Origin of the sequence: Vibrio sp. SSH13-20 (genome assembly GCF_040104475.1) — a bacterium.
GTDB classification, from domain to species: domain Bacteria; phylum Pseudomonadota; class Gammaproteobacteria; order Enterobacterales; family Vibrionaceae; genus Vibrio; species Vibrio harveyi.
In genome coordinates, this window is the sequence record NZ_JBECOU010000004.1 from 316767 (window position 1) to 339731 (window position 22965).

At 45.0% G+C, this 22965-nt stretch carries 21 protein-coding genes; 10 read left to right on the forward strand and 11 right to left on the reverse strand.

Features of this window, described 5'->3' with window-relative positions:
* Positions 1 to 41 precede the first annotated feature (41 nt).
* The 5 genes from ABMY42_RS13475 to ompW form a co-directional block, all read right to left on the reverse strand.
* Positions 42 to 1529 (reverse strand): MDR family MFS transporter, encoded by a 1488-nt coding sequence (locus ABMY42_RS13475; RefSeq protein WP_009695971.1) that lies wholly within the window; start codon positions 1527 to 1529, stop codon positions 42 to 44.
* Positions 1526 to 2551, reverse strand: coding sequence for an HlyD family secretion protein (locus tag ABMY42_RS13480; RefSeq protein ID WP_005447317.1), 1026 nt, complete (start codon positions 2549 to 2551; stop codon positions 1526 to 1528). The genes ABMY42_RS13475 and ABMY42_RS13480 overlap by 4 nt, the downstream gene beginning before the upstream one ends.
* 258 nt (positions 2552 to 2809) lie before the next feature.
* Positions 2810 to 5410, reverse strand: coding sequence for a TRAP transporter permease (locus ABMY42_RS13485; RefSeq protein WP_349266420.1), 2601 nt, complete (start codon positions 5408 to 5410; stop codon positions 2810 to 2812).
* A gap of 77 nt (positions 5411 to 5487) precedes the next feature.
* The gene (locus tag ABMY42_RS13490) at positions 5488 to 6459 is read right to left on the reverse strand and encodes a TAXI family TRAP transporter solute-binding subunit (RefSeq protein ID WP_017189728.1); all 972 of its coding nucleotides are present in this window, start codon (positions 6457 to 6459) and stop codon (positions 5488 to 5490) included.
* A gap of 455 nt (positions 6460 to 6914) precedes the next feature.
* Positions 6915 to 7559: an outer membrane protein OmpW gene (ompW, locus tag ABMY42_RS13495; RefSeq protein ID WP_005447312.1), complete on the reverse strand. Its 645-nt coding sequence runs from the start codon at positions 7557 to 7559 to the stop codon at positions 6915 to 6917.
* Between the two features lie 506 nt (positions 7560 to 8065).
* Between ompW and ABMY42_RS13500 the strand changes: the two genes are divergently transcribed.
* The 4 genes from ABMY42_RS13500 (at position 8066) to ABMY42_RS13515 (ending at position 10988) form a co-directional block, all read left to right on the forward strand.
* A complete protein-coding gene (locus ABMY42_RS13500) occupies positions 8066 to 8716 on the forward strand; it encodes a Qnr family pentapeptide repeat protein (protein ID WP_349266421.1) in 651 nt (216 codons plus the stop codon).
* Positions 8717 to 8724: 8 nt separating this feature from the next.
* Positions 8725 to 9036, forward strand: coding sequence for a cupin domain-containing protein (locus ABMY42_RS13505; RefSeq protein WP_005447308.1), 312 nt, complete (start codon positions 8725 to 8727; stop codon positions 9034 to 9036).
* A gap of 331 nt (positions 9037 to 9367) precedes the next feature.
* Positions 9368 to 10153, forward strand: a complete 786-nt coding sequence (locus ABMY42_RS13510) for an EAL domain-containing protein (RefSeq protein WP_017818362.1) — start codon at positions 9368 to 9370, stop codon at positions 10151 to 10153.
* A 142-nt stretch (positions 10154 to 10295) separates the two neighbouring features.
* A complete protein-coding gene (locus tag ABMY42_RS13515) occupies positions 10296 to 10988 on the forward strand; it encodes an AraC family transcriptional regulator (RefSeq protein WP_005447305.1) in 693 nt (230 codons plus the stop codon).
* Positions 10989 to 11228: 240 nt separating this feature from the next.
* On the opposite strand, the gene ABMY42_RS13520 is transcribed toward ABMY42_RS13515, so the two are convergent.
* Positions 11229 to 11975 (reverse strand): hypothetical protein, encoded by a 747-nt coding sequence (locus ABMY42_RS13520; protein ID WP_349266422.1) that lies wholly within the window; start codon positions 11973 to 11975, stop codon positions 11229 to 11231.
* Positions 11976 to 12162: 187 nt separating this feature from the next.
* Between ABMY42_RS13520 and ABMY42_RS13525 the strand changes: the two genes are divergently transcribed.
* Entirely contained in the window at positions 12163 to 12492 is a 330-nt protein-coding gene (locus ABMY42_RS13525; RefSeq protein ID WP_005428450.1) for a multidrug efflux SMR transporter, read from the forward strand.
* A 16-nt stretch (positions 12493 to 12508) separates the two neighbouring features.
* Positions 12509 to 13138 carry an HAD-IB family hydrolase gene (locus ABMY42_RS13530; RefSeq protein WP_349266423.1) on the forward strand — a complete coding sequence of 210 codons (630 nt, stop codon included), beginning with the start codon at positions 12509 to 12511 and terminating at the stop codon, positions 13136 to 13138.
* A 56-nt stretch (positions 13139 to 13194) separates the two neighbouring features.
* Here ABMY42_RS13530 and ABMY42_RS13535 read toward each other — a convergent pair whose 3' ends face one another.
* Positions 13195 to 14373 (reverse strand): lytic polysaccharide monooxygenase, encoded by a 1179-nt coding sequence (locus ABMY42_RS13535; RefSeq protein ID WP_038898300.1) that lies wholly within the window; start codon positions 14371 to 14373, stop codon positions 13195 to 13197.
* A gap of 215 nt (positions 14374 to 14588) precedes the next feature.
* The gene (locus ABMY42_RS13540) at positions 14589 to 15029 is read right to left on the reverse strand and encodes an Lrp/AsnC family transcriptional regulator (protein ID WP_009695964.1); all 441 of its coding nucleotides are present in this window, start codon (positions 15027 to 15029) and stop codon (positions 14589 to 14591) included.
* Positions 15030 to 15176: 147 nt separating this feature from the next.
* Here ABMY42_RS13540 and ABMY42_RS13545 point away from each other — a divergent pair, with 147 nt between their 5' ends.
* The 3 genes from ABMY42_RS13545 (at position 15177) to ABMY42_RS13555 (ending at position 18970) form a co-directional block, all read left to right on the forward strand.
* Complete coding sequence (locus ABMY42_RS13545) at positions 15177 to 15761, forward strand: LysE family translocator (protein ID WP_009702356.1); 585 nt, start codon at positions 15177 to 15179, stop codon at positions 15759 to 15761.
* Between the two features lie 280 nt (positions 15762 to 16041).
* Positions 16042 to 17964 carry a S9 family peptidase gene (locus ABMY42_RS13550; protein ID WP_050908153.1) on the forward strand — a complete coding sequence of 641 codons (1923 nt, stop codon included), beginning with the start codon at positions 16042 to 16044 and terminating at the stop codon, positions 17962 to 17964.
* 232 nt (positions 17965 to 18196) lie between these two features.
* The gene (locus ABMY42_RS13555) at positions 18197 to 18970 is read left to right on the forward strand and encodes a siderophore-interacting protein (RefSeq protein ID WP_349266424.1); all 774 of its coding nucleotides are present in this window, start codon (positions 18197 to 18199) and stop codon (positions 18968 to 18970) included.
* Positions 18971 to 19039: 69 nt separating this feature from the next.
* On the opposite strand, the gene ABMY42_RS13560 is transcribed toward ABMY42_RS13555, so the two are convergent.
* The 3 genes from ABMY42_RS13560 to ABMY42_RS13570 all read right to left on the reverse strand — a co-directional run bounded on the left by ABMY42_RS13560 (position 19040) and on the right by ABMY42_RS13570 (position 21476).
* Positions 19040 to 19909 carry a LysR family transcriptional regulator gene (locus tag ABMY42_RS13560; protein ID WP_005447289.1) on the reverse strand — a complete coding sequence of 290 codons (870 nt, stop codon included), beginning with the start codon at positions 19907 to 19909 and terminating at the stop codon, positions 19040 to 19042.
* A 68-nt stretch (positions 19910 to 19977) separates the two neighbouring features.
* Positions 19978 to 20490 (reverse strand): GNAT family N-acetyltransferase, encoded by a 513-nt coding sequence (locus ABMY42_RS13565; RefSeq protein WP_050908154.1) that lies wholly within the window; start codon positions 20488 to 20490, stop codon positions 19978 to 19980.
* A gap of 188 nt (positions 20491 to 20678) precedes the next feature.
* Positions 20679 to 21476 (reverse strand): arylamine N-acetyltransferase, encoded by a 798-nt coding sequence (locus ABMY42_RS13570; protein WP_050908155.1) that lies wholly within the window; start codon positions 21474 to 21476, stop codon positions 20679 to 20681.
* A 291-nt stretch (positions 21477 to 21767) separates the two neighbouring features.
* Here ABMY42_RS13570 and ABMY42_RS13575 point away from each other — a divergent pair, with 291 nt between their 5' ends.
* Positions 21768 to 22916, forward strand: a complete 1149-nt coding sequence (locus ABMY42_RS13575) for an S-(hydroxymethyl)glutathione dehydrogenase/class III alcohol dehydrogenase (protein WP_005447284.1) — start codon at positions 21768 to 21770, stop codon at positions 22914 to 22916.
* The last annotated feature ends 49 nt before the right edge of the window (positions 22917 to 22965 follow it).

The following is a 22965-nucleotide window of genomic DNA, read 5'->3' on the forward strand; positions in this document are numbered from 1 at the left end:
AACTGGCTGAGTTAAGGGCGCTTTAGTTTATGTTTAGAGGTTTACTTTGAACGGATAAATACCAGCATCGGCATCATGATCACGAACATCACCCCGACCAACTGGAAGGTGTGCACAAACGCGACCATTTGCGATTGCTGATGGAGCATGCTTTGGTACTGCTCCAATGCAGCAGGATCAGTAATCGACAATCCTTGCTTAGCAGCCCAATCATGCAACACAGGATTGTAAGGATTGAAACCTTCACCCAAAGCGTGCCATTGCTGTTGTCCATCACGGTACTGGTATGTGGTAGCGATAGAAATACCAAATGAGCTACCAATGGTTCGGAACAAGTTAAAAATACTTGCCCCTGCTACTGACTGTTCTTTTGGTAACGTCATGTAAGCCAGCGTCGACAAAGTCGAGAAAGTCAAACCTAAGCCCATACCTTGAATCATACTTGGCATCACGATCCAGAAAGTGTCAATTTCTGTCGAGTATAGGGTCATAAAATAACTGCCAATACCAATACAGGTTAAACCAAATACAATCTTCAACCTTGGATCAAATTGCGGGTTGATGATGATGACCAAAATTAACATACAGGCGGACGCTAACCCTCGTGGTGCCATCAACATACCTGTGGTCGATACTGGATAGTTCAACAAGCTCTCAAGCAGCATAGGCTGTTGAGTGGTCAAGCCAAACATCGCCATCGAAACGACCGCTATCATCAAGGACGAGACCATGAGGTTTCTGTCTTTGAGGAGCCACAGCGGCGCAATTGGACTCTTAGTCTTCCAGCTGCGGTAGATCCACATGACTAAGCCCATTATCGCTAGCAGTGCAGCGGTTTGAATGATGCGTGAGTTAAACCAGTCTTCATCGTTCCCTTTATCGAGCACGAACTGCAACGCACCTACACCGAGCGCCATATAGCCAATGATCCACCAGTCGAAGTTTGGTTTCGACTTGTTGCTGATGTGGATGTAGCGATAAATCAGCGCGGTACACACCAAGCCAAATGGTAAATTAACGTAGAAAATCCAACGCCAATTGATGTTATCGGTAATCACACCGCCCACCACCGGACCTAAGATAGGACCTAGCAAGATACCGATAGAGAAGATCGCCATCGCCTTGCCTTTTTGCTCAGAAGGGTAAATCTGAACCAATGTGGATTGCGCCAGTGGAATAACCGAAGCACCAAACGCACCTTGAATGATACGAAATACCACCATCTCTTCGAGCGAGCTGGCTTGTCCACAGAAGGCACTCGCAATGACAAAACCAATCACCGCCACCAGCATGACTTTGCGTTCACCAAAGCGCGATACCCAAAAACTGGTCATCGGAATGAAGATCGCTTCTGCCATGCTGTAGCCAGTCAGCACCCAAGTGATTTGGTCTGCCGTTGCGCCTAGTGCGCCCATCATGTGCGAAAGCGACACGTTGGCAACGGTCATATCTATCAGCACCATGATGGCAGAAAGCATCACGGCGACGGTGGCGATACCCCGTTTATCTGCCGTAATTTCGTTACTCATTGTGCGTTACTTTTTAGATCAACAGTGACTTCAGAACTCGCACCCACACGCAACTGTGGCGCACCTTCAGGTACCTCTAAAGTTAAACGCACAGGGAAGCGTTGTTTAATTTTCACCCAGTTACCGGTTGCGTTTTCTGGTGGCATCAATGAGAAAGAGGTACCACTTGCAGGCGATAACTGCTCCACTTTTGCATCCCAAACCACATCTGGGTACATGTCGATCACGACTTCAGCGTGCATACCTGCTTTGATGTGAGTTAAGTCAGTCTCTTTGAAATTCGCGCGCACCCAGTAGCTGTCTTTGATGATCACAGGGAATAGTGTTTGACCGATACTGACAACCGAACCCGTATGAGTGTTGATTTCACCTGCAATGCCATCGACTGGAGAAGTGATGTCGGTGTAGCTCAGGTTCAATTCAGCTTGTGCAAGTTGCGCTGCTGCTTGTTGAACAACCGCCGCTTCTGCACCTTCTTCACCACGGTTTGCGATTGCTTTTTCAACTGTTGCTCGCGCTTGCTCTAGACCAGCTTGCGCGTTAGCGAGTTTGTTTTTCGCCGTATCAAGGTCTTGGTCAGACGCTAACTTACGTTTCACAAGAGAATCGGTACGTTTGTACTCCACTTGCGCTTCAGTCAAGTTAGAACGCGCCGCATCCAAACCAGCCACGGCTTCGGTCACTTGTTTGTCTGCCACATCGTGTTGTTGAACGGCCAACTGATAAGCGGCTTTCGCTTGTTTCACTGCTAATAAGTAAGGGCGAGAATCAATCTTAAGCAGTAAGTCACCTTTGTTGATGACTTGGAAATCTTTCGCTTCTACTGATACCACCTGACCCTGAACCTGTGGAGCGACAGATAGGATTTTGGCTCTTACATACGCATCTTCCGTACTCGGGTGACTGTCGGAATATTGCCAAGACCAGTACATCGCACCAAAGGCGATTGCACAAACGAGTAGGAAAAGGATTTTGGTCATTTTAGATTTCGAAGAGGATTTCTTCGCGATATCGTCGCTCATTTATATTGTCCAAGTGTTCAATTATGTGATCAGTGTAGGATTTTTCCGCTTTCGAACAACAAGATGATCTGAAAGGTTAAGATCCGATTTTGAGCGTTGATCATTTGTTCAAATGATGCACAAAGTAATCAAACATAAAGTATAGAATGCGCTAATAATTCCGCGACATTGAAAATAAAAATGATGAATATTTCAGACAGAAAAAAGCCCCGTCAGTCTTGGCTCTAACGGGGCTATTAGGTTATTTTTCTTTAACTATCAACATGCTGTGTCGTTCTGCATTGCCACACGTCGACGTTGTAGCCAAATCACAACACCAAACAAGAACATTGCTGGAATCCACATCCACTCTTTGCGATAACGCTCAACTGGCACACGCACATCGACAATCTGTTGGTCGAACTGCAATCCTGCCGCCTCTGCTGGGCTAGCAAAACTAACGATATCAATCAGAGTTTGTTCATCTTGCTGATAAGTCGCTATGCCAAGTGCGTCCAGCTTATCTTGTCCGGTTTCCCCTTCAGGAACCGAAAGCAGCACCGAGAATTCACGCATCTTACCTACCGCATCTTCACCGCTGATTCGCATTCTGAGTACACCGCCCTCTTCAAGCGGTTCAAGCGTTTGTGCCAGTTGGGCAGGATTGCTCGATTGGTACGGATCCACCACCATGTCGATCCAGAACCCTGGGCGAAACAAGGTAAATGCTACGAGCAACAACAACACGCCTTCGTACCAACGATTACGAGTCAGGAACCAACCTTGCGTCGCAGCAGCGAATATCAACATCGCAATAGTAGAGATAACAAAGATGACGATACCGTGCGCCCAATCCACGTCAATCAACAACAAATCCGTATTGAAGATAAACAAGAACGGCAAAGCCGCGGTTCTCAAACTGTAGTAAAACGCGGTTAAGCCCGTCTTGATCGGATCGCCTTTCGACACCGCAGCTGCAGCAAAAGACGCCAGACCTACTGGCGGTGTTACGTCCGCCATGATACCGAAGTAGAACACGAACAAGTGCACCGCAATCAACGGCACTATCAAGCCGTGTTGTTGACCCAGCGTAACGATAACAGGCGCCAACAAGCTCGATACCACGATGTAGTTCGCCGTCGTTGGCAAGCCCATGCCTAGAATCAGGCTCAATACCGCCGTGAGCATCAGCATTAACAGCAAGTTACCCATAGACAGCATCTCAACCAAATCAGCCAATACTAAGCCAACCCCCGTTTGCGATACCGCACCAACAATTACGCCTGCGGTGGCGGTCGCGATGCCAATGCCGATCATATTGCGCGCACCAGCAATCAAGCCTTCACGCAAGTCGATACAGCCGTCTTTGAAGTTGCCATAATCGTGTTTGCCATCTTTACGCATCCAACTCAAAAGAGGACGCTGAGTCAAAACGATCACCACCAGAATCACACTACCCCAAAAAGCAGACAACCCCGGAGACAGACGCTCGACCATCAAACACCACACCAAAACCACCACAGGCAGTAGGTAATGCAAGCCAGAGAGTAAGACTGCGCGTGTATTTGGTAACTGTTCTAGTGGAGCATCTGGATCTTCTTCTGGTAGCGGCTCATTACTTGCGGCGACTTTTAGCAGTGCCAAGTAAACCGTAGCCAGAATTAACGCCATCCCAGGTAATACAAAGTCACCCAATACTGGCTTCAACCATCCTAAACCGTAGTAGACTGCCATCGACAATCCAGAAATCAACGCCGCGCCAAATGCAAATCCCGTGAGTCTCGCTAGCCAAGGTTTTGAGCGTGCGGCATCAATTGGCTGCATGCCCAACTTGAGCGCTTCTAGATGGACAATATAAAGCAGTGCGATGTAAGAAATTGCGGCAGGTAAGAAGGCGTGTTTGATGATCTCAACATAAGGAATGCCGACGTATTCCACCATCAAAAACGCTGCGGCTCCCATAACAGGAGGCATGATTTGCCCGTTCACCGATGATGCCACTTCGACTGCTCCCGCTTTCTCAGGAGAGAAGCCAACTTTGCGCATCATAGGAATAGTGAACGTCCCCGTGGTTACCACGTTGGCGATCGACGATCCCGAAATCAAACCCGTTAAGCCCGAAGCAACGACGGCTGCTTTTGCAGGACCACCACGCAGGTGCCCCAACATGCTAAATGCCAATTGAATGAAGTAGTGCCCTGCTCCAGCGCGTTCCAATAACGCACCAAAAAGAACAAACAAGAAAACAAAGCTGGTCGATACGCCAAGCGCAATACCAAACACACCCTCCGTGGTGATCCACTGGTGGTTAGCCAGTGCATCCAACTGAACACCGCGATGGGACAATAAACCCGGCATATACGGACCAGCTAAGCTGTAGCCGATAAACACCAACGCAATCACCGGCAAAGCAGGACCAAGCACTCGACGCGCGGCTTCTAAAAGCAAAGGCAAGCCGATCAATGCGGTAATAAAGTCTTCAGTGGTTAAGCTGCCCGGACGTTGTGCTAGTGCTTCGTACATAACAAATAAGTACAGCGAAGAGGTACAAGCAATCAAACCCAACATGATGTCGAAGGCAGGAACACGATCGCGTGGAGAGCGCTTAAAAGCGGGGAAAACGAGGAAGGCAAGCACCAGGGCAAAACCAAGGTGAATGGCGCGCGTTTCGGTGTCATTCATCACGCCGAAACCGACAATAAATGGGAGCGGAGACGCTATCCAAAGTTGAAACAAAGACCACAGTAACGCCAAACCCGCAATCAGCTTTTCCATGATTCCGGTTGGCAGGCGAGCACCCACATCTTGGGCAATCAGTTCTTCTGCCGACAGCTCATTCGGATGCATGTCAGCATGGGACGTGGAGATCGTCTTATCCATAATTTTCTCACAAACAACAGAGAAGCAAGCGCTGAGAATCCATCGCAGCGCTTGCTAAAAATCGAAGGTGTTAAGAGTTACAACCAGCCGCGCTCTTTGTAGTAGCGAACCGCACCTTCATGCAGTGGCGCAGACAGACCCACCTCAATCATTTCTGATTCTTTCAGGTCTTTAAATGCTGGGTGCAGGCGTTTGAAGCGGTCTAGGTTATCGAACACAGATTTCGTCAGTTGATACACTAACTCAGGGTCCGTCTCTGCTGTGGTTGAAAGTACCGCTTTACCGCCGATAGATTGAGTATCGTTCGGGTTGCCACGGTACATTCCGCCCGGAATAGTTGCTTTGGTGAAGTACGCACGCTCAGCAAGTAGCTTGTCGATTTCAGGACCAGTCACTGGTACTAGCACAGCATCGGTGGTGGTTGATGCTTCCTGAATCGCGCCGTTTGGGTGACCGACGAAGTAGCTCATTGCATCGATGTTATTGTCACTCATTGCGGAAGCTTGTTCTGCTGGCTTCAGATCCGATACCAAACTGAACACATCTTGCGACCAGCCTTTTGCTTGCATCACTTGTTCAAACGTATCGCGTTGACCAGAACCAGGGTTACCGATGTTGACGCGCTTGCCTTTCAAATCGTCGAAACTGGTGATGCCCGCGTCTTTGCGCGCAAGAATCGTGAACACTTCACTTTGTAGGGAGAAAACGGCACGAATATCCGTCATTGGTTGGTTATTTTGGAAAGGAGCCACGCCTTCTAAGGCTTTGTATTGATGGTCTGACTGCATGATACCGAAGTTGTATTCACCACTGCGCAAACCATTTACGTTTGCCACGCCACCCCCACTGGCCGGAGCATTACACTTAATGCTGTGGTCTGCTGCGCCACGGTTTACGAAACGACAGATCGACTGTCCAGCAACGTAATAAACGCCCGTTTGACCACCGGTGCCGATAGTAATAAATTTCTCTGCCGCACTTATTTTCTCACTGTATGAGAACAGCGAGACTGCCGAAGCAAATACTGCAATGAGTGTGGTTCCTTTCATTTTAGGTTCTTCCTGTCTATCGATTGAAAAATAAAGACATTTTTCTCAGCTAAAGACAGCAAAACCGGAAAATACTCGTGTGAAAATTTCGCACTTCATGAGTGATTTTCCTTAGTCAGCCAGTCCTTAGCTTCATTTTGTAATTTTTATTTCAGCGTTCGATTAATAATTAACCGAACACTTCCAATCGAATTTATCAGAACAATTTCAAAACCTAGCTATGGTAATTTTGCGCTTTTCTCAGCAACCGAGAATTAACAGAAAATTCATCTTTTTGGTCACGTGTTTACAAATACCAAAGTAGTGCACCACTATCGTAGTCATATGGGGAGAGAGAAGAGGTATAGGGAAGGCAAAGAAAACCAGAAAGAATAGATAAAAAAGAGGGGCAATCCCCGCAACTGCCCCTAAAAGTCATGCCAATAATCTTATTGTTCTTTTGCTACTGCTTTTTCTTAGAACTTGTAACCACCGCTGATCATGAATACCCAAGGGTTGATCTTTACGTCAGTCTTTTGTGCTGCGCCATTAAATTTATAAGTCGCTTCGGTCTCGATATTTGCATACCAAGCGGATGCGTTTAGGAACCAGCTTTCATTGATCATGTAATCGACACCTACATTGGCAGCCAGGCCAAATGAGTCATCCAATTTTAGATCAGTAAGACCTACATCTTTGGCTTTACCGTTAAAGCCCTCATCAAAGAACATGGTGTAGTTTAAACCCGCACCTACGTATGGGCGGAACTTGCTTTGCGAATCACCAAAGTAGTATTGCAGCATCACTGTTGGTGGTAGGTGTTTAGTATCTGCGATATCACCAAGACCAAGAAGATCAGTCGAGATATCGTGACTAAATGGTGTTGCCGCTAGAATCTCCAGGCTGATGTTGTCAGTAAACATGTAACCAAACGTCAAACCCAGTTGAGTGTTTGAATCTACTTTTAACTCTTCTTGAGAACCTAGGATCTTGTCACTGCTGTCGTTTGGTACAACCGATGCCGCACCAACACGTAGAATGAAGTCACCTTCACTGTGAGCAAAAACACTTGGAGACACTAACGCAGCAACCACTGCTAAACTGCAGATTGTTTTTTTCATTGTTATTTCCTTTTGTAGGGCTTTGTTTCTTTTGTACTCCGCTATGCTCGTCCTTTTCGGACGGTTCTGTTATCAATCCAAAACCTTGAAGCACGCGAGTATCACTATTTTCTTGAGCTGCGCGCAAAATAGCATATAGAAACCCTACTATTTTGATGGAAATCAATTTGTGAAAAATATAGCTTTTCCGTATACAAAAACGCCAATTTGATCAACAAATTATGCAAATAGGATACAATTCTGTAATGCAAACTGTGCGTGTGAGAAGAGTACGTCGCAGTTCTCATTTCAATTCTTCTGTAAGCCTCTGTGCTCAACAAAACTTTTTTCTCGATATGCTCGGATTATTTTTACAAAACATCGACTTTAAACAGCCCGTTTGACCGCTTAAATTGGCGATTTTCGGGGTCTGTAAACCACTGAAATACAAGAAGTTATATTTCTGGAAAATCAGTTACTTAGAGTGATAGTCTGCATCTAACCAAGTAAGGAAAAGATAAAAAGCCATGATTAAGACCGATCTCGCTTTCCAACAGGAAGACTTTTCGCATCACGATTTGCAAAACACCACTTTTCAAAATTGCCGCTTTTATCAATGCAATTTTGACCACGCCGATCTCAGTGATGTGAAGTTTATTGATTGCCGCTTTATCCAACCAAGCGACATTGAAGGCTGTACCTTTCGCTATGCCAAACTTAAAGATGCCAGTTTTAGCAACTGCATGTTAGCGATGTCTCAGTTTAATGGCGCAGACTGCGTCGGCATTGAGTTACGTAAATGCGATTTGAAGGGTGCAAACTTTCAAAGTGCTAATTTCGCTAATCGCGTCAGCAATACTGTGTTCTTTTGTATCGCCTACATTACGGGTTGCAACTTGGCTTACACTAATTTTGAGCGCGCACTGCTAGAGAAATGCGATCTATTTGAGAACCGATGGAATGGTGCCAACTTGATGGGTGCAAGCTTTAAAGGTGCGGATCTATCACGTGGAGAATTCAGCCCTGAACAATGGGGCAGCTTTAATATAGAAGAAAGCGACCTGACCCATGTTGATTTAGAGGGTTTGGACATCCGCCGCGTCTCTTTATACGGTGTTAAGATTTGCGACTGGCAACAAGAACAATTGCTCTCGCCATTTGGCCTGATCGTTATTTAGGAAACATTATGAACCTTTTAAAAGACCTACCTTGTGATTTGAGTGAAGAGGTATTTGAAGATTTACTCACACACAGACAGCTCCGAATCGAGCGTATTGTATCGAAGGGGCAAACGACGCCAGAAGGCGAATGGTACGATCAAGAAGACCATGAGTGGGTATTGGTGCTAAAAGGCGTAGGTGAACTGACTTATGAGGACGGCACGAAGAAGCGTTTGGAAGCGGGCGATCACGTCAACATTCCAGCGCACACGAAGCATCGAGTAAGTTGGACCGACCCAGAGCAAGAGACAATATGGCTAGCGATCTTCTATCAATGAGATAGTTCACCGCCTATTCCCTCCCTTTTAAACTTTCGTTAAAAGCTCACTTATTGACACTTTTATCACTTCAAGCAATTGGCTTTATTATTTAATAATAAAGCCAACCATTAAAATCCGCATAAAAAACCATGCCCATTAAGAGTTAGATGAAAATATTAGTATTATATATATTAGTGGGTAATTAGATTTCACTGACGCTATAGAGATGGCGTCATAATTCTGACAAAATATCTTAAAAAGATATTATTGGGATCTTTAAAATAATTTCTTTGACGTGATTCTGTCATCTAGTATTTTATAAAAACGTTTGCCTAAGGAATAAAAACAGATGACTATAAAAATAGAAGAAATATCAATTGACAATAATATTGTTAGTGTTTTCTGGAATAATCAAAATTTTGTCAGCCTTGAGTTCAAGCTTCAGCCAATCGTAGATCCAAAGAACTATAAGATTCACGGTTATGAAGTGCTGTCTCATTTAGTTAATTCAAGTGGGGAGAGGTTGAATAGCGAGGAGTTTTTTGAATATATCAATGATGAGTTCATAAAAAAGATTTTTCTATGTCAAATCAGATTCTTAAATGAAAATTTATCTCAGTTTAACCTAAATATATCACTCAACCTACCTCTTAGTTGTTTACTTGATTCATCCTTCGTTGATGAAGTCATAGAAAATACTGAAAATCCCATCATCATCGAAGTGACGAAGATAGAAAGTATTAAAGAGGTCAACGCTGCCAAAAGAAACATCGTTAAACTCAAAAAACAAGGACACCAATTCTGGTTGGACGACTATCATCATGATGAGAAGCTCAAAACCTCTGCGTTGCAATGCATTGATTGGGATGCAATAAAACTCGATAAGAGTTACTTGCTATACCAAGATGGCTTGACCATGATCGGAATGCTGATTCCTTTACTTAAATTCCATAGCAAGAAGATCATTGTAGAAGGTGTAGAAACATCCTCTCAACGAGTTGCATTTCTTCATCCTGAGGTCTTTCATCAAGGTTACAACTATTATTACCCGCTCTCACTCTCTGAAACTCTCGATTTATTGAACTTTAGAGAGATAAAGGAAACACCTCGATTCGAAACAGTTTTGTCCGCGTAGACTTGTTTATATTCCTATGAAAAAAGTTACATTTAAAGCGCTCAAATATCAAAGTCCACAGTTATTAATAGAAGCATACGTCTCTCGGCATTTATTAGTCAGGGTGTCCAATGCGATAGGCTTTGTTAGTGTGAGTGGACGAATGATACAGATTAAAGGAAGGGACATTATTTATGTTCCCGCGCACTCTAAATGTTGGGTCTCACTTAGACCAATCAATAAGGAAAAAGAAATAGAAGTTGAACGCTTCACTTACACAGAAGAAATGCTAAGAGTCATTGTAGATAATTATTACTTCTTCGATTTTGGAACGGGAGATGATCAAGAGAAGTTATTTAATACAAATGACTACTTCGACTCTTCGATTGAATATTGTTTGTCTGACGTTTCGTCATGTATGGTTCACTCAATCAGCGTCTTCGCACTTACGTCTTTTTTAAGCAGTTGTAGTGAGTTCGATAAAGCGAACATTTTATCGTCTGTAAAGCTCATAAATAAGATGACTAACTGTATTCAAGCAGACACTGAGTACCCATGGACGTTGGAGAATGTTTCGATAAAAACAGGGATCAGCAAGAGTTACTTATTAACTGAGCTCAAAAACTCGAACATTACCTTTACCCAGTTAACCAATAATATCAGGTTAAAAAAGTCAGTTTCGCTCATTATGTCAGGTATGTCGATCAAGCAAGCAGCGATCAAAAGTGGGTTTGGGTGCCCTAATTACTTTAGTCGGGTGTTTAAGAGACGTTATGGGGTTCAACCGAGTCGACTGATCAAGTCGTCCGGTTTTGTTGATACTGATGGTTTGGACTTCATCAAAGCCAAGCTGTAATCATCCAACGTCATCTATTGCGTCCAAGACCACACTTTTATTCCCCCTTCTAGAAGCGAAAATCGCAGTTAATTGGCGCTGTTAGTCACAAGAAAAACGGGGGGAAGAAATATCTCTTCCCCCCAATGCGCAAAGGGTCTTGGTAAAGCGCAAATAGAATTGAAGTCATGACCTCCGAGCCAGTCTCCCAACCGTTACTCAGAAATGAACCTAGTCACCACTTCAATATTCAATAAATCGTTATTGGATAGAGAGTGTGTTTTGTTTGCGATTATATTCGAAGCGATGGCTTTGCTTAGCGTGGTCTTTTACTTCCAGACCTTCCATCGTACTTGTGCCCTTCTCAAGCCGAACTTGATCACCGTTCAACTCGACAATCAGCTTTTCGTAATGACTGCTTTGATTTGCGTCTTCATATTGCAGTCGCACTGTGTAAGTGCCTTTACTCTCGTCATATTCTGCCTGATAGCCTTCATTGAATGCTTCAATACTGATGCCTTCAGGGTAGACCACCATGGTGATACGTGTTGGTTTTTCACTGAACTTGTAGGTAGAGATACCAAAGCGTGTTTCAATGATTTCTTGTTCATAATAGAAGTGCGCAGTTTCCTCTGGTGTGCTCACCATTACCATATCAGGCGAAAGACGCATGAGATGGTATTTCCAGAATGAAGAGGTTTTGCTGTCACCGACATTGGGCACTAGCGCTTGCAGCTCTTCTAAAGTGCTCACGTTAAACTCCCACAGCAAACCCAAAGAAAGTCTGTCTAGGGTATAGGTGACTTTGCGCGATAAGTTTTCTGCTTCAAAACCAAGTAAATCATCGCTGATTGCATCAGTAATAGAGTGATGGAGCAAATCGATCCCATCCACTTGATAGCTTGCTCTAGGGTCTTTGAACTTGGGAATTGAATCCGTTGACATCCCTTCACCGCCACACCCACTCAATGCCAATATCACCGCAGTCGCCGCTATCGCTTTATGCATCAATACACGCTCCTCTCTAAAGACGGCGGCAGTGTAACGACTACAACCAAGACTTGGTGTAAGCGTATGTAAGACGCCACTATTATTACATTTAAGTAAAAGTTATTTGATTTTTTGCAGGATTATCATTTTATTCGACATCAATATACTAAGCGCACTCCACAACAACTGAAGACGAATGATAACAATGAGCTGGTTTTTCTTACTTTTAGGCGTGGGCGCAGAAGCCCTTTCACATGTTGCACTTAAAGCGACTGACGGTTTTAGCAAGCCACTGCCAGCAACACTAGTTTTGCTGGGTCACTTGGCAGCATTTGTCTGCTTAGCACAAGCAATGAAAGGCGGTATGCCTGTGGGTATCGTTCACGCACTTTGGGCTGGCTTAGCTATCGTATCTGTTACCTTAATTTCTCAACTAGTGTATCGCCAGCATATGGATACCAGCCTTTGGATTGGTATGGCACTTATCGCTGCAGGCGTGATGGTGATAAACTTCTCCCACGGACACGCACATTAACCCTTAAGGCAGTAGATTGTCAGATTCTCGAAAGCCCGCTTTAGCACTGTTTGATTTTGATGGCACCATCACCGATGAGGACATGTTTAGCCTGTTCCTTCACTACTCGGTGACGGGTCCACGCAAGTGGCTAGGCAACATTATCATCTTGCCATTTTATGCGATGTACAAAGCTGGGTTCCTCCCTACTAGACGAATGCGTCCAATCGCCAGTTTTGTTGCCTTTGTGGGGCGACAAACCGAAGAAGTGAAAACACTAGGAGCACGGTTTGCTCAAGAGATCATCGTGCAACACATCCGCCCTGAAGCCAAAACACGATTAGATTGGCATCATGCTCAAGGAGATACGATCGTAGTCGTTTCTGCGTCACTTAACGCCTACTTAAAACCTTGGTGCGACACTCAAGGTTACCACTTGCTGTGCAGTGAACTCCTTGGGAACAGCAAACGCATTAGCGGGCTCTATCACAGTAAAGACTGCAGTTTGGAAAGGAAAGTCGAACGCGTTCAAGCAAAGTTCGACGTTAGTCAATATCAAGCAATCTACGCGTATGGCGATACACATGAAGACATCCCCATGCTCAAATTGGCAAAGCATGCCACGATGAATTGGCAACCTTGGTCTGCTAGTCGTTCCGACAGTTAAAAACAAGAAACCCTTCTCAATCGAGAAGGGTTTTATTTATTTGGGAAGAAAGAATGCTAGCGCCAAACACCCCATTCACCTGTTGTTCCAGGTTCTTCGCCACGAGTCCACCATTGTGCGGTCCACTCACGACCATTGTGCGTTACGACATCGCCTTGGTTGTACACCGCGTCTTTGCTCCAAAGATTGGTTGGCTCGACTGGTGGTTGAGTATCGCCTTTAATCAACGATAATGCGTAACTAAAATTGGCACTCGGAGCCAATACTTGGTTCGCATAAACATTGTTCGTATCGAACATGTAGTGATTCATCGCTTCATGCCAAATACCTACATACCAATCACCGGTTTGCTGTGAGTTAAATTGATCTGCCAGTTCTGCTGCCCATGTCGTCGTGTTATTGGCATTAATAGGGAGTGAAAGGTCGACGATCTCAGTACCTGTTTCATTAAACGTACGAAAGCGCACGGTATCACCCGCCTCGACAGGACCAAACCCTTGTGGAACAAAATAGCCAAGTGACGTGAGGTTATTACCCGGATCGGTGGGATCGACAGGGTCAGTTGGTGGTGTGGTGCCATTACCATTCAACGTAATATCACTACAGTTGTAGAAACCTTCACCCGCTACATCAATACGCTGCCAGCGAGTGTAAAGGATCGCATCACCCGAACGATCAGCAGGGAAGGTCACTTGCATGCGGTAGCGTTTTTCTGCATCAACATAAACGTCACCAGCCGTATCGATCAATTCTAAATCGTCCCAAGTAAGAGGTTGCGTGTCGTCATAAGTTGGCTTGGAAAGGTAGAACTCCCAATAAGAAGGGTTATGTGGAGCTTTGCCATAGAACACCAATTCAATTTGGTTGTTGGCGTCTGGGGTGACATTGGTACGCTGCCAATTTGGTGATGGAATGTTTAGACCTTTTTTCGCCGCATCGCCTGCAGAACACAGCTCTCCATCACGAACGATTGCTTGTACATGTGCCATATCACGATAATTTGGCACGTTAGCCGCCACTTCACTGCGCTGAACAAATGGGTATGCCCCCGACTCGTCATAAGCAGCCTGACACGCTTGGTTTGGAATTTCATTGGTCCAAAAGCCACCGTCTAAATAACAGGTATTTTGACGTGCGCTTGGAAACTCGACCCAGCCGTGGGCATTAACATTAAATGAGCTTAACGCTGCAATCGCGCCCAAGCTCACTAGGGGAAGGGTTACGTATGATTTCATCATTCATCCTTAAATTTTCTATCACGCTGCTCGCGAACCAAGCAACGACGTAGAAAAACTAGCAGGATGCGATTATTTAGAAGGTGAGAATAAATGCTGAAATTGTCAGATTGTAGCCTGCTTTCCAGCATTTTATGTGGACTGCAGTCATACTCGACTCACTCTTTCGAGTCACTTCAAATTGATGTGCGACAACACAATGTTCCCTATAGCGGTTATCGTTCATCTTTTGGTGTGTCCATCACCACCATGGTTGTGATTGCTTTGACATGTTCGCATTCACCAAGCACGTCTGCATGAAACGCTTTGTATGCCGCAAGATCTTGAGTTTCGACACGCAACAAATATTCATTTGCCCCTGTGATGTTATGGCATTCCACCACCTCATCCACAAAACGTACATGATCTTCAAAACCGAGCTGCGCTTGCTTTGAGTGCGACGCTAAACCTATCGACACATAAGCGACAAAACCAACGCCCATTTGCTGATTGTCCAACACTGCGCGATAGCCTTTGATAGTCCCTTTGCGTTCGAGGTCTTGTACACGGCGCAAAGTAGCAGACGGCGACAATCCAACACGCTCAGACAGCTCTACATTGGAGATTCTTCCGTCCGATTTCAGTGCTTGCAATATTCTTTCGTCAAATCTATCCATAATGTTCTTTTGTTGTTTAAACGAAGCATTTTCATCAAATAAAAGCACAAAATTGATGACACTTCTACCTATCATTGTGTTTGACCGGTCAGAAAACGTAACCCCTTGCCCATCACTTTGTGGCAAACATATTTGTAGGAACACACTATGGAATACTCTCAACTTGGTGCACTCGCGCTGTTTGCGTTTGTCTCGACCTTCACTCCGGGTCCAAACAACATCATGCTCATGACATCTGGCGCCAATGTCGGTTTTAAACGCACTATCCCCCATATGCTGGGGATTACCCTCGGCTTTGGCGCAATGCTGATCTTAGTTGGTATTGGCTTGATGAGCTTGTTCCATGCTTACCCGATCACGCATAGCATTCTTAAGGTATTGAGTCTGACTTACTTGCTGTACCTAACATATAAAATTGCCACCAGCAGTAAAACGGAAGTCAACGATGATTACCGCCCAATGAGCTTTTTAGGTGCAGTAGCATTTCAATGGGTCAACCCGAAAGGTTGGTCAATGGCATTAACCGCAATCACGGTATACAGCAGTGGTGGCTCTTGGCTAGAACTGGCATTCATCGCGGGTATTTTTTGCCTCGCGAATCTGCCTTCCGTGACCTTTTGGACCGCTGCTGGTATCCAGCTTCAGCGCTGGCTTACTACCTCCAAACGAGTGAAAGGATTCAACTATGGCATGGCAGCACTTTTGCTTTTGTCGACTATCCCAATGATATAAATGACAAAACAGCGAAAGATAAGTGTGACTTATGCCAAATTTCGACTAGTCCCTTGTTCGGTAAGTACAAAAAATCGCCACTTCCAAGGATGGATTGGGTCATAGTAGCAACAGCAGTGACAAGAATATTAAAAACCCTCAAACATAAGCCCTATCGATATATTCGATTTTGGCTTTTCTTTCACTGCTTTGTCGCTTTTGTTCTTGAATAGCGACTATCGATTCATTCTGACCGACAAGCACGATGCTGACAGGTCCGTCACACAAGGAGCGTTATACAATGCGTACTCGCAAGCTTATTCTTGCTACCGCTTTTGGTCTACTACTCGCGGGTTGTAGCCAAACTTCGACCACGACGACTGCCGAAGTTATCCCACCGGAATATCCCGTAGATTACTTCTTCCGTAATGCTGAAGTCTCTAGCTACCAAATCTCCCCTGCTGGAGATTACATTTCAATGATGAAACCATGGCAAGACCGTAAAAACGTATTTGTTCATCCAGTTGGTAAGCCAGAGGATGTGAAACGTATTACGTCAATTACTGGTCGTGACATCGCTTACTACTACTGGGTTGGTGATGACACCATTATTTACTCTCGCGATACGGGCGGTGATGAAAACTTCTATCTCGTAACGGTCAATGTCAAAACGGGTGAAGAGCAAACCATCACACCTACATCTGGCGTAGTGGCTTATGTGATCGACACTTTAGAAAGCCAACCAGATGACATTCTTATCACGACCAACGAACGTAACCCGCAAGTGTTTGATGTTTATCGTCATAACTTAAAAACGGGTAAGAACACGCTTGTGGCTCAAAACCCAGGGAATGTGCGTTACTGGGGTACAGACCACGATGGGAACATCCGCGTGATTTCAACTTCAGACGGCGTAAATACAGCGGTTCTGTACCGTGATACCGTGGATGAAGAGTTCCGTCCATTGAAGAACCTCACCTTCAAAGAAGACTTCTCTCCAATCTCATTTACACCAGATAACAAGAACCTGTACGTTGCCTCACGTATCACTCGCGATAAATCAGCGATCATCGAATATGATGTGAAGGCTAACAAAGAAGTGCGCGAGATCTTCTCTCACCCAGAAGTGGACGTCACCAGTGCAAGTTACTCAAATGCACTCAACAAGCTCACAACGATCTCTTATGTGACAGACAAACGTCAGTACCATTTCCTTGATAAAGGTTATGAAGAGACTTTTGAGCGTCTGCAAGAAAAGCTACCGGGTGTTGAAATCTCGGTGAACAACACCACTCGCGACGAGAGAAAAATGATCGTCGTGACCTACAGCGACACCGACCGTCCTAATTACTACTACTACGATCGTGATTCAGACCAACTTGAGAAGTTAGCTGCAAACGCACCTTGGCATAAGCCAGAAGACATGGCGAAGATGAAGCCAATCACATATACCGCTCGTGATGGTGAAACCATCCATGGCTACTTAACGTTACCAAAAGGCCGTGAAGCGAAAGACTTGCCACTGCTTGTTCTGCCGCACGGTGGTCCTTGGGCTCGCGATCACTGGGGCTTCCAACCAGAAGTTCAGTTGTTTGCAAACCGTGGTATTGCCGTTCTACAGATGAACTTCCGTGGTTCAACAGGTTATGGTCGTGAATTCTGGGAGAAGTCATTTAAGCAATGGGGTCAGTCGATGCAGGATGACATCACTGACGGCGTTAAATGGGCGATTGGCCAAGGCTACGCACAAGATGGTGAAGTATGTATCTACGGCGCATCCTACGGTGGTTACGCCACATTAGCTGGTGTGACGTTCACGCCAGACCTATATAAGTGTGGTATCGACTACGTTGGTGTGTCCAACCTCTTTACTTTCATGGATTCCATTCCGCCATACTGGGCACCATTCCTAGCTATGCTGCATGAGCAAGTTGGCGATCCGAATAACCCAGAAGATGCGAAGATGATGAAAGCATACTCACCGGTATTCCATGTTGACCAAATCAAAGCTCCATTATTGGTTCTACAAGGCGCGAAAGACCCGCGTGTAGTGAAAAGCGAATCTGACCAAATCGTCAATGCTCTTCGTGAACGTGGCGTCGAAGTGGAATACATCGTGAAAGAGAATGAAGGTCATGGCTTCCGCTCTCTTGAAAATCGCCTCGATGGTTACCAAGCGATGGATCGATTCTTGAAGACACATTTATTAGATCAAACGCAATAAGCAACCTCTCATTCTACCAAGGGCACTTCGGTGCCCTTTTTTATTCTTTAAACCCAAATCTTATAAACATGGATAACGAAGTGTTCATTCGGGCGAGGTCTGTCGGAATTAAATCGCCGATTTTCACATCAGAGTGTAAATTTAGATAAAGACGCTATCTGCCTTACTGAGATGCTGTTAATCTTAGATGAGAAAGAGAATAGTTATCAAACGTAGTGAAATGTGAATTAAAATGAAAAAGAAACCACAACCAAAAAGCCTCGTTGTTATCAACACACAAACAGTAACGCCTAACATGCAGCGTATTACCCTGCAAGGCGAAGCACTAGGCAACTTTCCACAAGATTGCGAAGGCAGCTACATCAAGCTGCTGTTCAACGAAACAGGCGGTACTGACATCCAAGGCTTTTCTGAAGAAAACCGTCCAGTTATGCGTACCTACACCATTCGTCGCTTCGATCCACAAGCATGCACGATTGAAGTCGACTTCGTTCGCCACATTACTAAAGACCTACAATGTGGCTTTGCCGCGCGTTGGGCGATGTCCGCAAAAGAAGGCGACACCATCAACATCGCAGGTCCTGGCAGCATCTCGAACTTAAACACAGAAGCTGATTGGTTCTTTATGGCTGCGGATATGACAGCGTTGCCAGCGCTATCAGCGAAGATTCGCACTCTGCCAGAAGACGCAAAAGGCTATGCCGTGATCAGCGTAATTTCTGAAGCGGATATCCAAGCTCTCGAAGCACCAGTAGGTATGGAAATCCATTGGGTCACCGAGCAATCACTCGAAGGTAAGGTTCGCTCACTGGAGTGGAAAACGGGTGAAGCAGCAGTGTGGTGTGCTTGTGAGTTCGATTCAATGCGCGCGCTACGCCAATACTTCCGTAACGAAAAAGAAGTGGAGCGTGAAAACCTTTACCTCAGCAGTTACTGGAAACAAGGCGTATCAGAAGATGGTCATAAGGTCATCAAACGCGAAGATGCCGAGCTAAACGAACAGTGATTTAAGAGCGCAAAAAAAGCTAAGTAACAAGATTTGCTACTTAGCTTTTAAACACATAAATACCTATTTCTAATTTAGGCTCTCAGCCAAGAAATCAATCAGCAGACGAACTTTAGGTGAGAGGTTACGGTTTTGCGGATAGAGCGCCCAAATACCTTCGCGATCGTCTCGATAATCGGTTAACACTTCCACCAGCTCGCCATTGTCTAACGCCTCTTGCACGTAGTAGTCCGGCAGCTGCACCAAACCTAAACCACGTTTTGCCGCATCGACCAAAGCAAAACCACTATTGCATTTGATTCGGCCAGAGACACGCAGAGACTTCTCACGTTTTTGCTCTTTGAAGTGCCAATAGTCAGCGGTACCCACCAAGCATTGGTGATGACTCAGTTCAGACAAGGTATGCGGCTCACCAGAGCGCTCTAAGTAAGCCGGGCTGGCACACACATACAGCTGACGCGATGAAAGGCGTTTAGCGATCAAGCTCGAGTCTTGCAAGCGTCCCAAACGAATCGCCACATCGACACCTTGCTCAATCAAATCGAGCTTTTGGTTAGTAAGAATCAGATCGAGATTTACTTGCGGGTACTTTTCTAAAAACTGGTGCAGCAGCGGAGCAAGATTCATTTCCCCATAGGTCACGGGCGCAGTCACTTTGAGCACACCTTTCGGTTCGGCTTGCATCTGAGTTACCGCCAACTCAGCTAACTCTAACCCTTCCACAAGGTGCTTACACTGTTGGTAATAAAGTTGACCAGCTTCAGTTAACGACACTTTACGCGTAGTACGATGAAGCAATTTCACTGCCAAGCGTTCTTCTAACGCTGATACACGACGGCTGATTTGCGCGACCGATGTTTTGAGCTTATTGGCTGCGCCGGTAAAGCTGTTGGTTTCTGCGACGGCGACAAATTCGCTGACGCCTTCCCAATTCGCCATGATTTTGATCCTATGGAATTCAATTTATTGCGTATTCTCACACAAAGTTAATCGCGGAGAAAACCCGTTTAAAAAGGATAGCCGACTAAATGAACCGTCTGTTGTGGCCAAATAATTTTCAGAGAGCATACCATGGTGTCATCAGTACTGACCCAATGATTTGGGGCAACTTTTATCTTCAAGTTATTGATGGGTGTATAACCACTGGATCGATAAACTGGCGTGCGACCAAATAAAACAGAAAATGCGTCGCCTCGCTCCAATGCATCCTGATGAACCGCTTCCAACAAGATTTTCACCAGCCCTAACCCGCGAGAACCGGGGTCAACACAGACTTCTGCAATACCACTAATGGGAAAAGATTGATCATCAATCATGACTTGTTTTTCGTGTACGGCAATGTGGGCAGCGAGTTTATCGCCATCCCAAATTAGATAGCGGTGACGAGGTATTTCATTGAAATAACGTTGAGTTTGAAAGATTTTGTCTTGCTCCTTGGTGAAGCAAGTGGACAGCAAAGCTCTTAACTTAGCATCGAGTTCTTGGGTGACTTCATCATCAAGCAAGTATTCAAAGCGCATGATTTACCTCATTTATTCTTCAAGGTTAAAAGTAAACCTTTGAAAACTCACTTACTGAGATATAGCGCAAATAAAAAAAGCGCAGGTTGAGCTGCGCTTTCCATTTTTGAGCCGATAAGTAAGGAAATTAAGCGTAACGCGATGCTTGAAGTCTCATTTCGAGCACGATTCCCCCTCAGTTACGACTCTTACACTGGCTTTAAAGATGAGTAATCAGCATCAAGAGCGATACCAAAATGGGTTTTAAGCGCAGATAGATACGTTTCTCCCGCTTCCAGCTCAATCTCAACGACCTCACCATTTGCTCGGTACTTTAAACTGTGATTGAACAAAGTAATGATGCCGCTATCTGTCGCCAATGTTGCAACTCGACTCGAAGTGAAATGGGAATTTGGTGAAGTCGATGTGTAGTGATTGCCGCATACGATGTCACCGTCAAATACGTGTTCAAAGTCTAAACTATACAAATCAATCCATTGCTCAGGGTCATCATAGGATTGAACTTGCAACATATAGCCAACCAACTCATGTTCGATAAATCTGAATGTTTGAAGGTCAGTATGAATATCTTGGTTGAGTACAAAGGGTAGTGGTGCGCGTGGCGTGTTAGAACCGAACCCCACATCAACGATCCACTTATCTTCCCCCATGGTCACCAAAGTGAATTGATGCGTTCGACCTGATGGTGTGCCAGACAAATGAACGCGCCCCAACAACGGTCGTGCATCAAAGCCGATGGTTTTCAGTACATTAAAAAGTAATGCATTCAATTCATAGCAATAGCCACCACGCTCGCGATAAATCAGTTTGTTAATAATGTCTTGTTCAGCAACTGAAATGCCACGCCCAAGCGAAATATCAAAGTTCTCAAAAGGCAAACGACGATGCTGAGCATTGTGTAGTAATAACAAAGTATCAGTATTGATATTCAGCGATTGAGAGATACCTACTTTCTTTAAGTAGGCTTGAAGATCTGTTTGGTTCATACCCATTCCAATTCAACGTTTTTACGGTGGCAACAACACTAAACCCTCAACTGCACTTGAGGTCAAACACCAATGCGATTTTTGTCATTCTTCTTAACCTCACTCGCACTAACAACGACGTTATCGAACTAATTATTACACATACGTAAAAATCATTTTCAATTTAGCCGGATTATCATTTTTCATGAAACACCTAAAATGGGCACCAACAAAACGACGCAGCGCAGTGAACAAACCTCAACTACGCTTATGACGTCACTCCATATACTGAGAATATAAAGGAAACATCCAATGTCGCTTGAAATCAAACCTGGTCAAACTCACATTAAATCAAAAGCAATGGTTGCATGGGCTGCTGGCGAGCCACTTAAAATGGAAGAAGTTGATGTACAACTTCCAAAAGCGGGTGAAGTGCTAGTACGTATCGTAGCAACTGGTGTTTGTCACACTGACGCATTCACACTATCAGGTGACGATCCAGAAGGTATCTTCCCTTCAATCCTTGGTCACGAAGGTGGCGGTATCGTTGAAATGGTTGGCGAAGGCGTAACAAGCGTTGAAGTTGGCGACCACGTTATCCCACTTTACACCGCTGAATGTGGTGAGTGTAAGTTCTGTAAATCTGGCAAAACTAACCTATGTCAGGCAGTTCGCGAAACGCAAGGTAAAGGTCTAATGCCAGATGGTACAAGCCGTTTCTCTATCAACGGTGAGACTATTTTCCACTACATGGGTTGTTCTACTTTCTCTGAGTACACGGTTCTTCCAGAAATCTCACTAGCGAAAGTAAACAAAGAAGCACCACTTGAAGAAGTTTGTCTTCTAGGTTGTGGCGTAACCACCGGTATGGGTGCGGTACTAAACACAGCTAAAGTTGAAAAAGGCGACACAGTTGCTGTATTTGGTCTAGGCGGTATCGGTCTTTCTGCAATCATCGGTGCTCGTATGGCTGGAGCAAGCCGCATCATCGGTGTCGACATCAACGAAAGTAAATTCGACCTAGCGAAACAACTTGGTGCTACAGACGTCATCAACCCAATGAAGTTCGACAAGCCAATCCAAGACGTTATCGTTGAGATGACAGACGGTGGTGTTGATTACTCATTCGAATGTATCGGTAACGTAAACGTGATGCGTCAAGCACTTGAGTGCTGTCACAAAGGTTGGGGTGAGTCAGTAATCATTGGTGTTGCTGGTGCAGGTCAAGAGATCTCAACTCGTCCATTCCAACTGGTGACTGGTCGCGTATGGCGCGGTTCTGCTTTCGGTGGCGTTAAAGGTCGCTCTGAGCTTCCAGAAATCGTAAACCGTTACATGGCTGGCGAGTTCGGTCTACAAGAATTCATCACGCACACGATGGGTCTACAAGACGTGAACGAAGCGTTCGAACTGATGCACAAAGGTGAATCTATCCGTACCGTTCTTCACATGGATAAATAATCCAAGATAACGGTTCACGTAATGTGACTGATATTTGAAAATTTGAAAC

What these genes read in the sequence shown, in the direction of transcription:
- ABMY42_RS13475 (WP_009695971.1), bottom strand. Translation starts at nt 1,529, where the DNA reads ATGAGTAACGAAATTACGGCAGATAAACGGGGTATCGCCACCGTCGCC.
- ABMY42_RS13480 (WP_005447317.1), bottom strand. Translation starts at nt 2,551, where the DNA reads ATGAGCGACGATATCGCGAAGAAATCCTCTTCGAAATCTAAAATGACC.
- ABMY42_RS13485 (WP_349266420.1), bottom strand. Translation starts at nt 5,410, where the DNA reads ATGGATAAGACGATCTCCACGTCCCATGCTGACATGCATCCGAATGAG.
- ABMY42_RS13490 (WP_017189728.1), bottom strand. Translation starts at nt 6,459, where the DNA reads ATGAAAGGAACCACACTCATTGCAGTATTTGCTTCGGCAGTCTCGCTG.
- ompW (WP_005447312.1), bottom strand. Translation starts at nt 7,559, where the DNA reads ATGAAAAAAACAATCTGCAGTTTAGCAGTGGTTGCTGCGTTAGTGTCT.
- ABMY42_RS13500 (WP_349266421.1), top strand. Translation starts at nt 8,066, where the DNA reads ATGATTAAGACCGATCTCGCTTTCCAACAGGAAGACTTTTCGCATCAC.
- ABMY42_RS13505 (WP_005447308.1), top strand. Translation starts at nt 8,725, where the DNA reads ATGAACCTTTTAAAAGACCTACCTTGTGATTTGAGTGAAGAGGTATTT.
- ABMY42_RS13510 (WP_017818362.1), top strand. Translation starts at nt 9,368, where the DNA reads ATGACTATAAAAATAGAAGAAATATCAATTGACAATAATATTGTTAGT.
- ABMY42_RS13515 (WP_005447305.1), top strand. Translation starts at nt 10,296, where the DNA reads ATGATACAGATTAAAGGAAGGGACATTATTTATGTTCCCGCGCACTCT.
- ABMY42_RS13520 (WP_349266422.1), bottom strand. Translation starts at nt 11,975, where the DNA reads ATGCATAAAGCGATAGCGGCGACTGCGGTGATATTGGCATTGAGTGGG.
- ABMY42_RS13525 (WP_005428450.1), top strand. Translation starts at nt 12,163, where the DNA reads ATGAGCTGGTTTTTCTTACTTTTAGGCGTGGGCGCAGAAGCCCTTTCA.
- ABMY42_RS13535 (WP_038898300.1), bottom strand. Translation starts at nt 14,373, where the DNA reads ATGAAATCATACGTAACCCTTCCCCTAGTGAGCTTGGGCGCGATTGCA.
- ABMY42_RS13540 (WP_009695964.1), bottom strand. Translation starts at nt 15,029, where the DNA reads ATGGATAGATTTGACGAAAGAATATTGCAAGCACTGAAATCGGACGGA.
- ABMY42_RS13545 (WP_009702356.1), top strand. Translation starts at nt 15,177, where the DNA reads ATGGAATACTCTCAACTTGGTGCACTCGCGCTGTTTGCGTTTGTCTCG.
- ABMY42_RS13550 (WP_050908153.1), top strand. Translation starts at nt 16,042, where the DNA reads ATGCGTACTCGCAAGCTTATTCTTGCTACCGCTTTTGGTCTACTACTC.
- ABMY42_RS13555 (WP_349266424.1), top strand. Translation starts at nt 18,197, where the DNA reads ATGAAAAAGAAACCACAACCAAAAAGCCTCGTTGTTATCAACACACAA.
- ABMY42_RS13560 (WP_005447289.1), bottom strand. Translation starts at nt 19,909, where the DNA reads ATGGCGAATTGGGAAGGCGTCAGCGAATTTGTCGCCGTCGCAGAAACC.
- ABMY42_RS13565 (WP_050908154.1), bottom strand. Translation starts at nt 20,490, where the DNA reads ATGCGCTTTGAATACTTGCTTGATGATGAAGTCACCCAAGAACTCGAT.
- ABMY42_RS13570 (WP_050908155.1), bottom strand. Translation starts at nt 21,476, where the DNA reads ATGAACCAAACAGATCTTCAAGCCTACTTAAAGAAAGTAGGTATCTCT.
- ABMY42_RS13575 (WP_005447284.1), top strand. Translation starts at nt 21,768, where the DNA reads ATGTCGCTTGAAATCAAACCTGGTCAAACTCACATTAAATCAAAAGCA.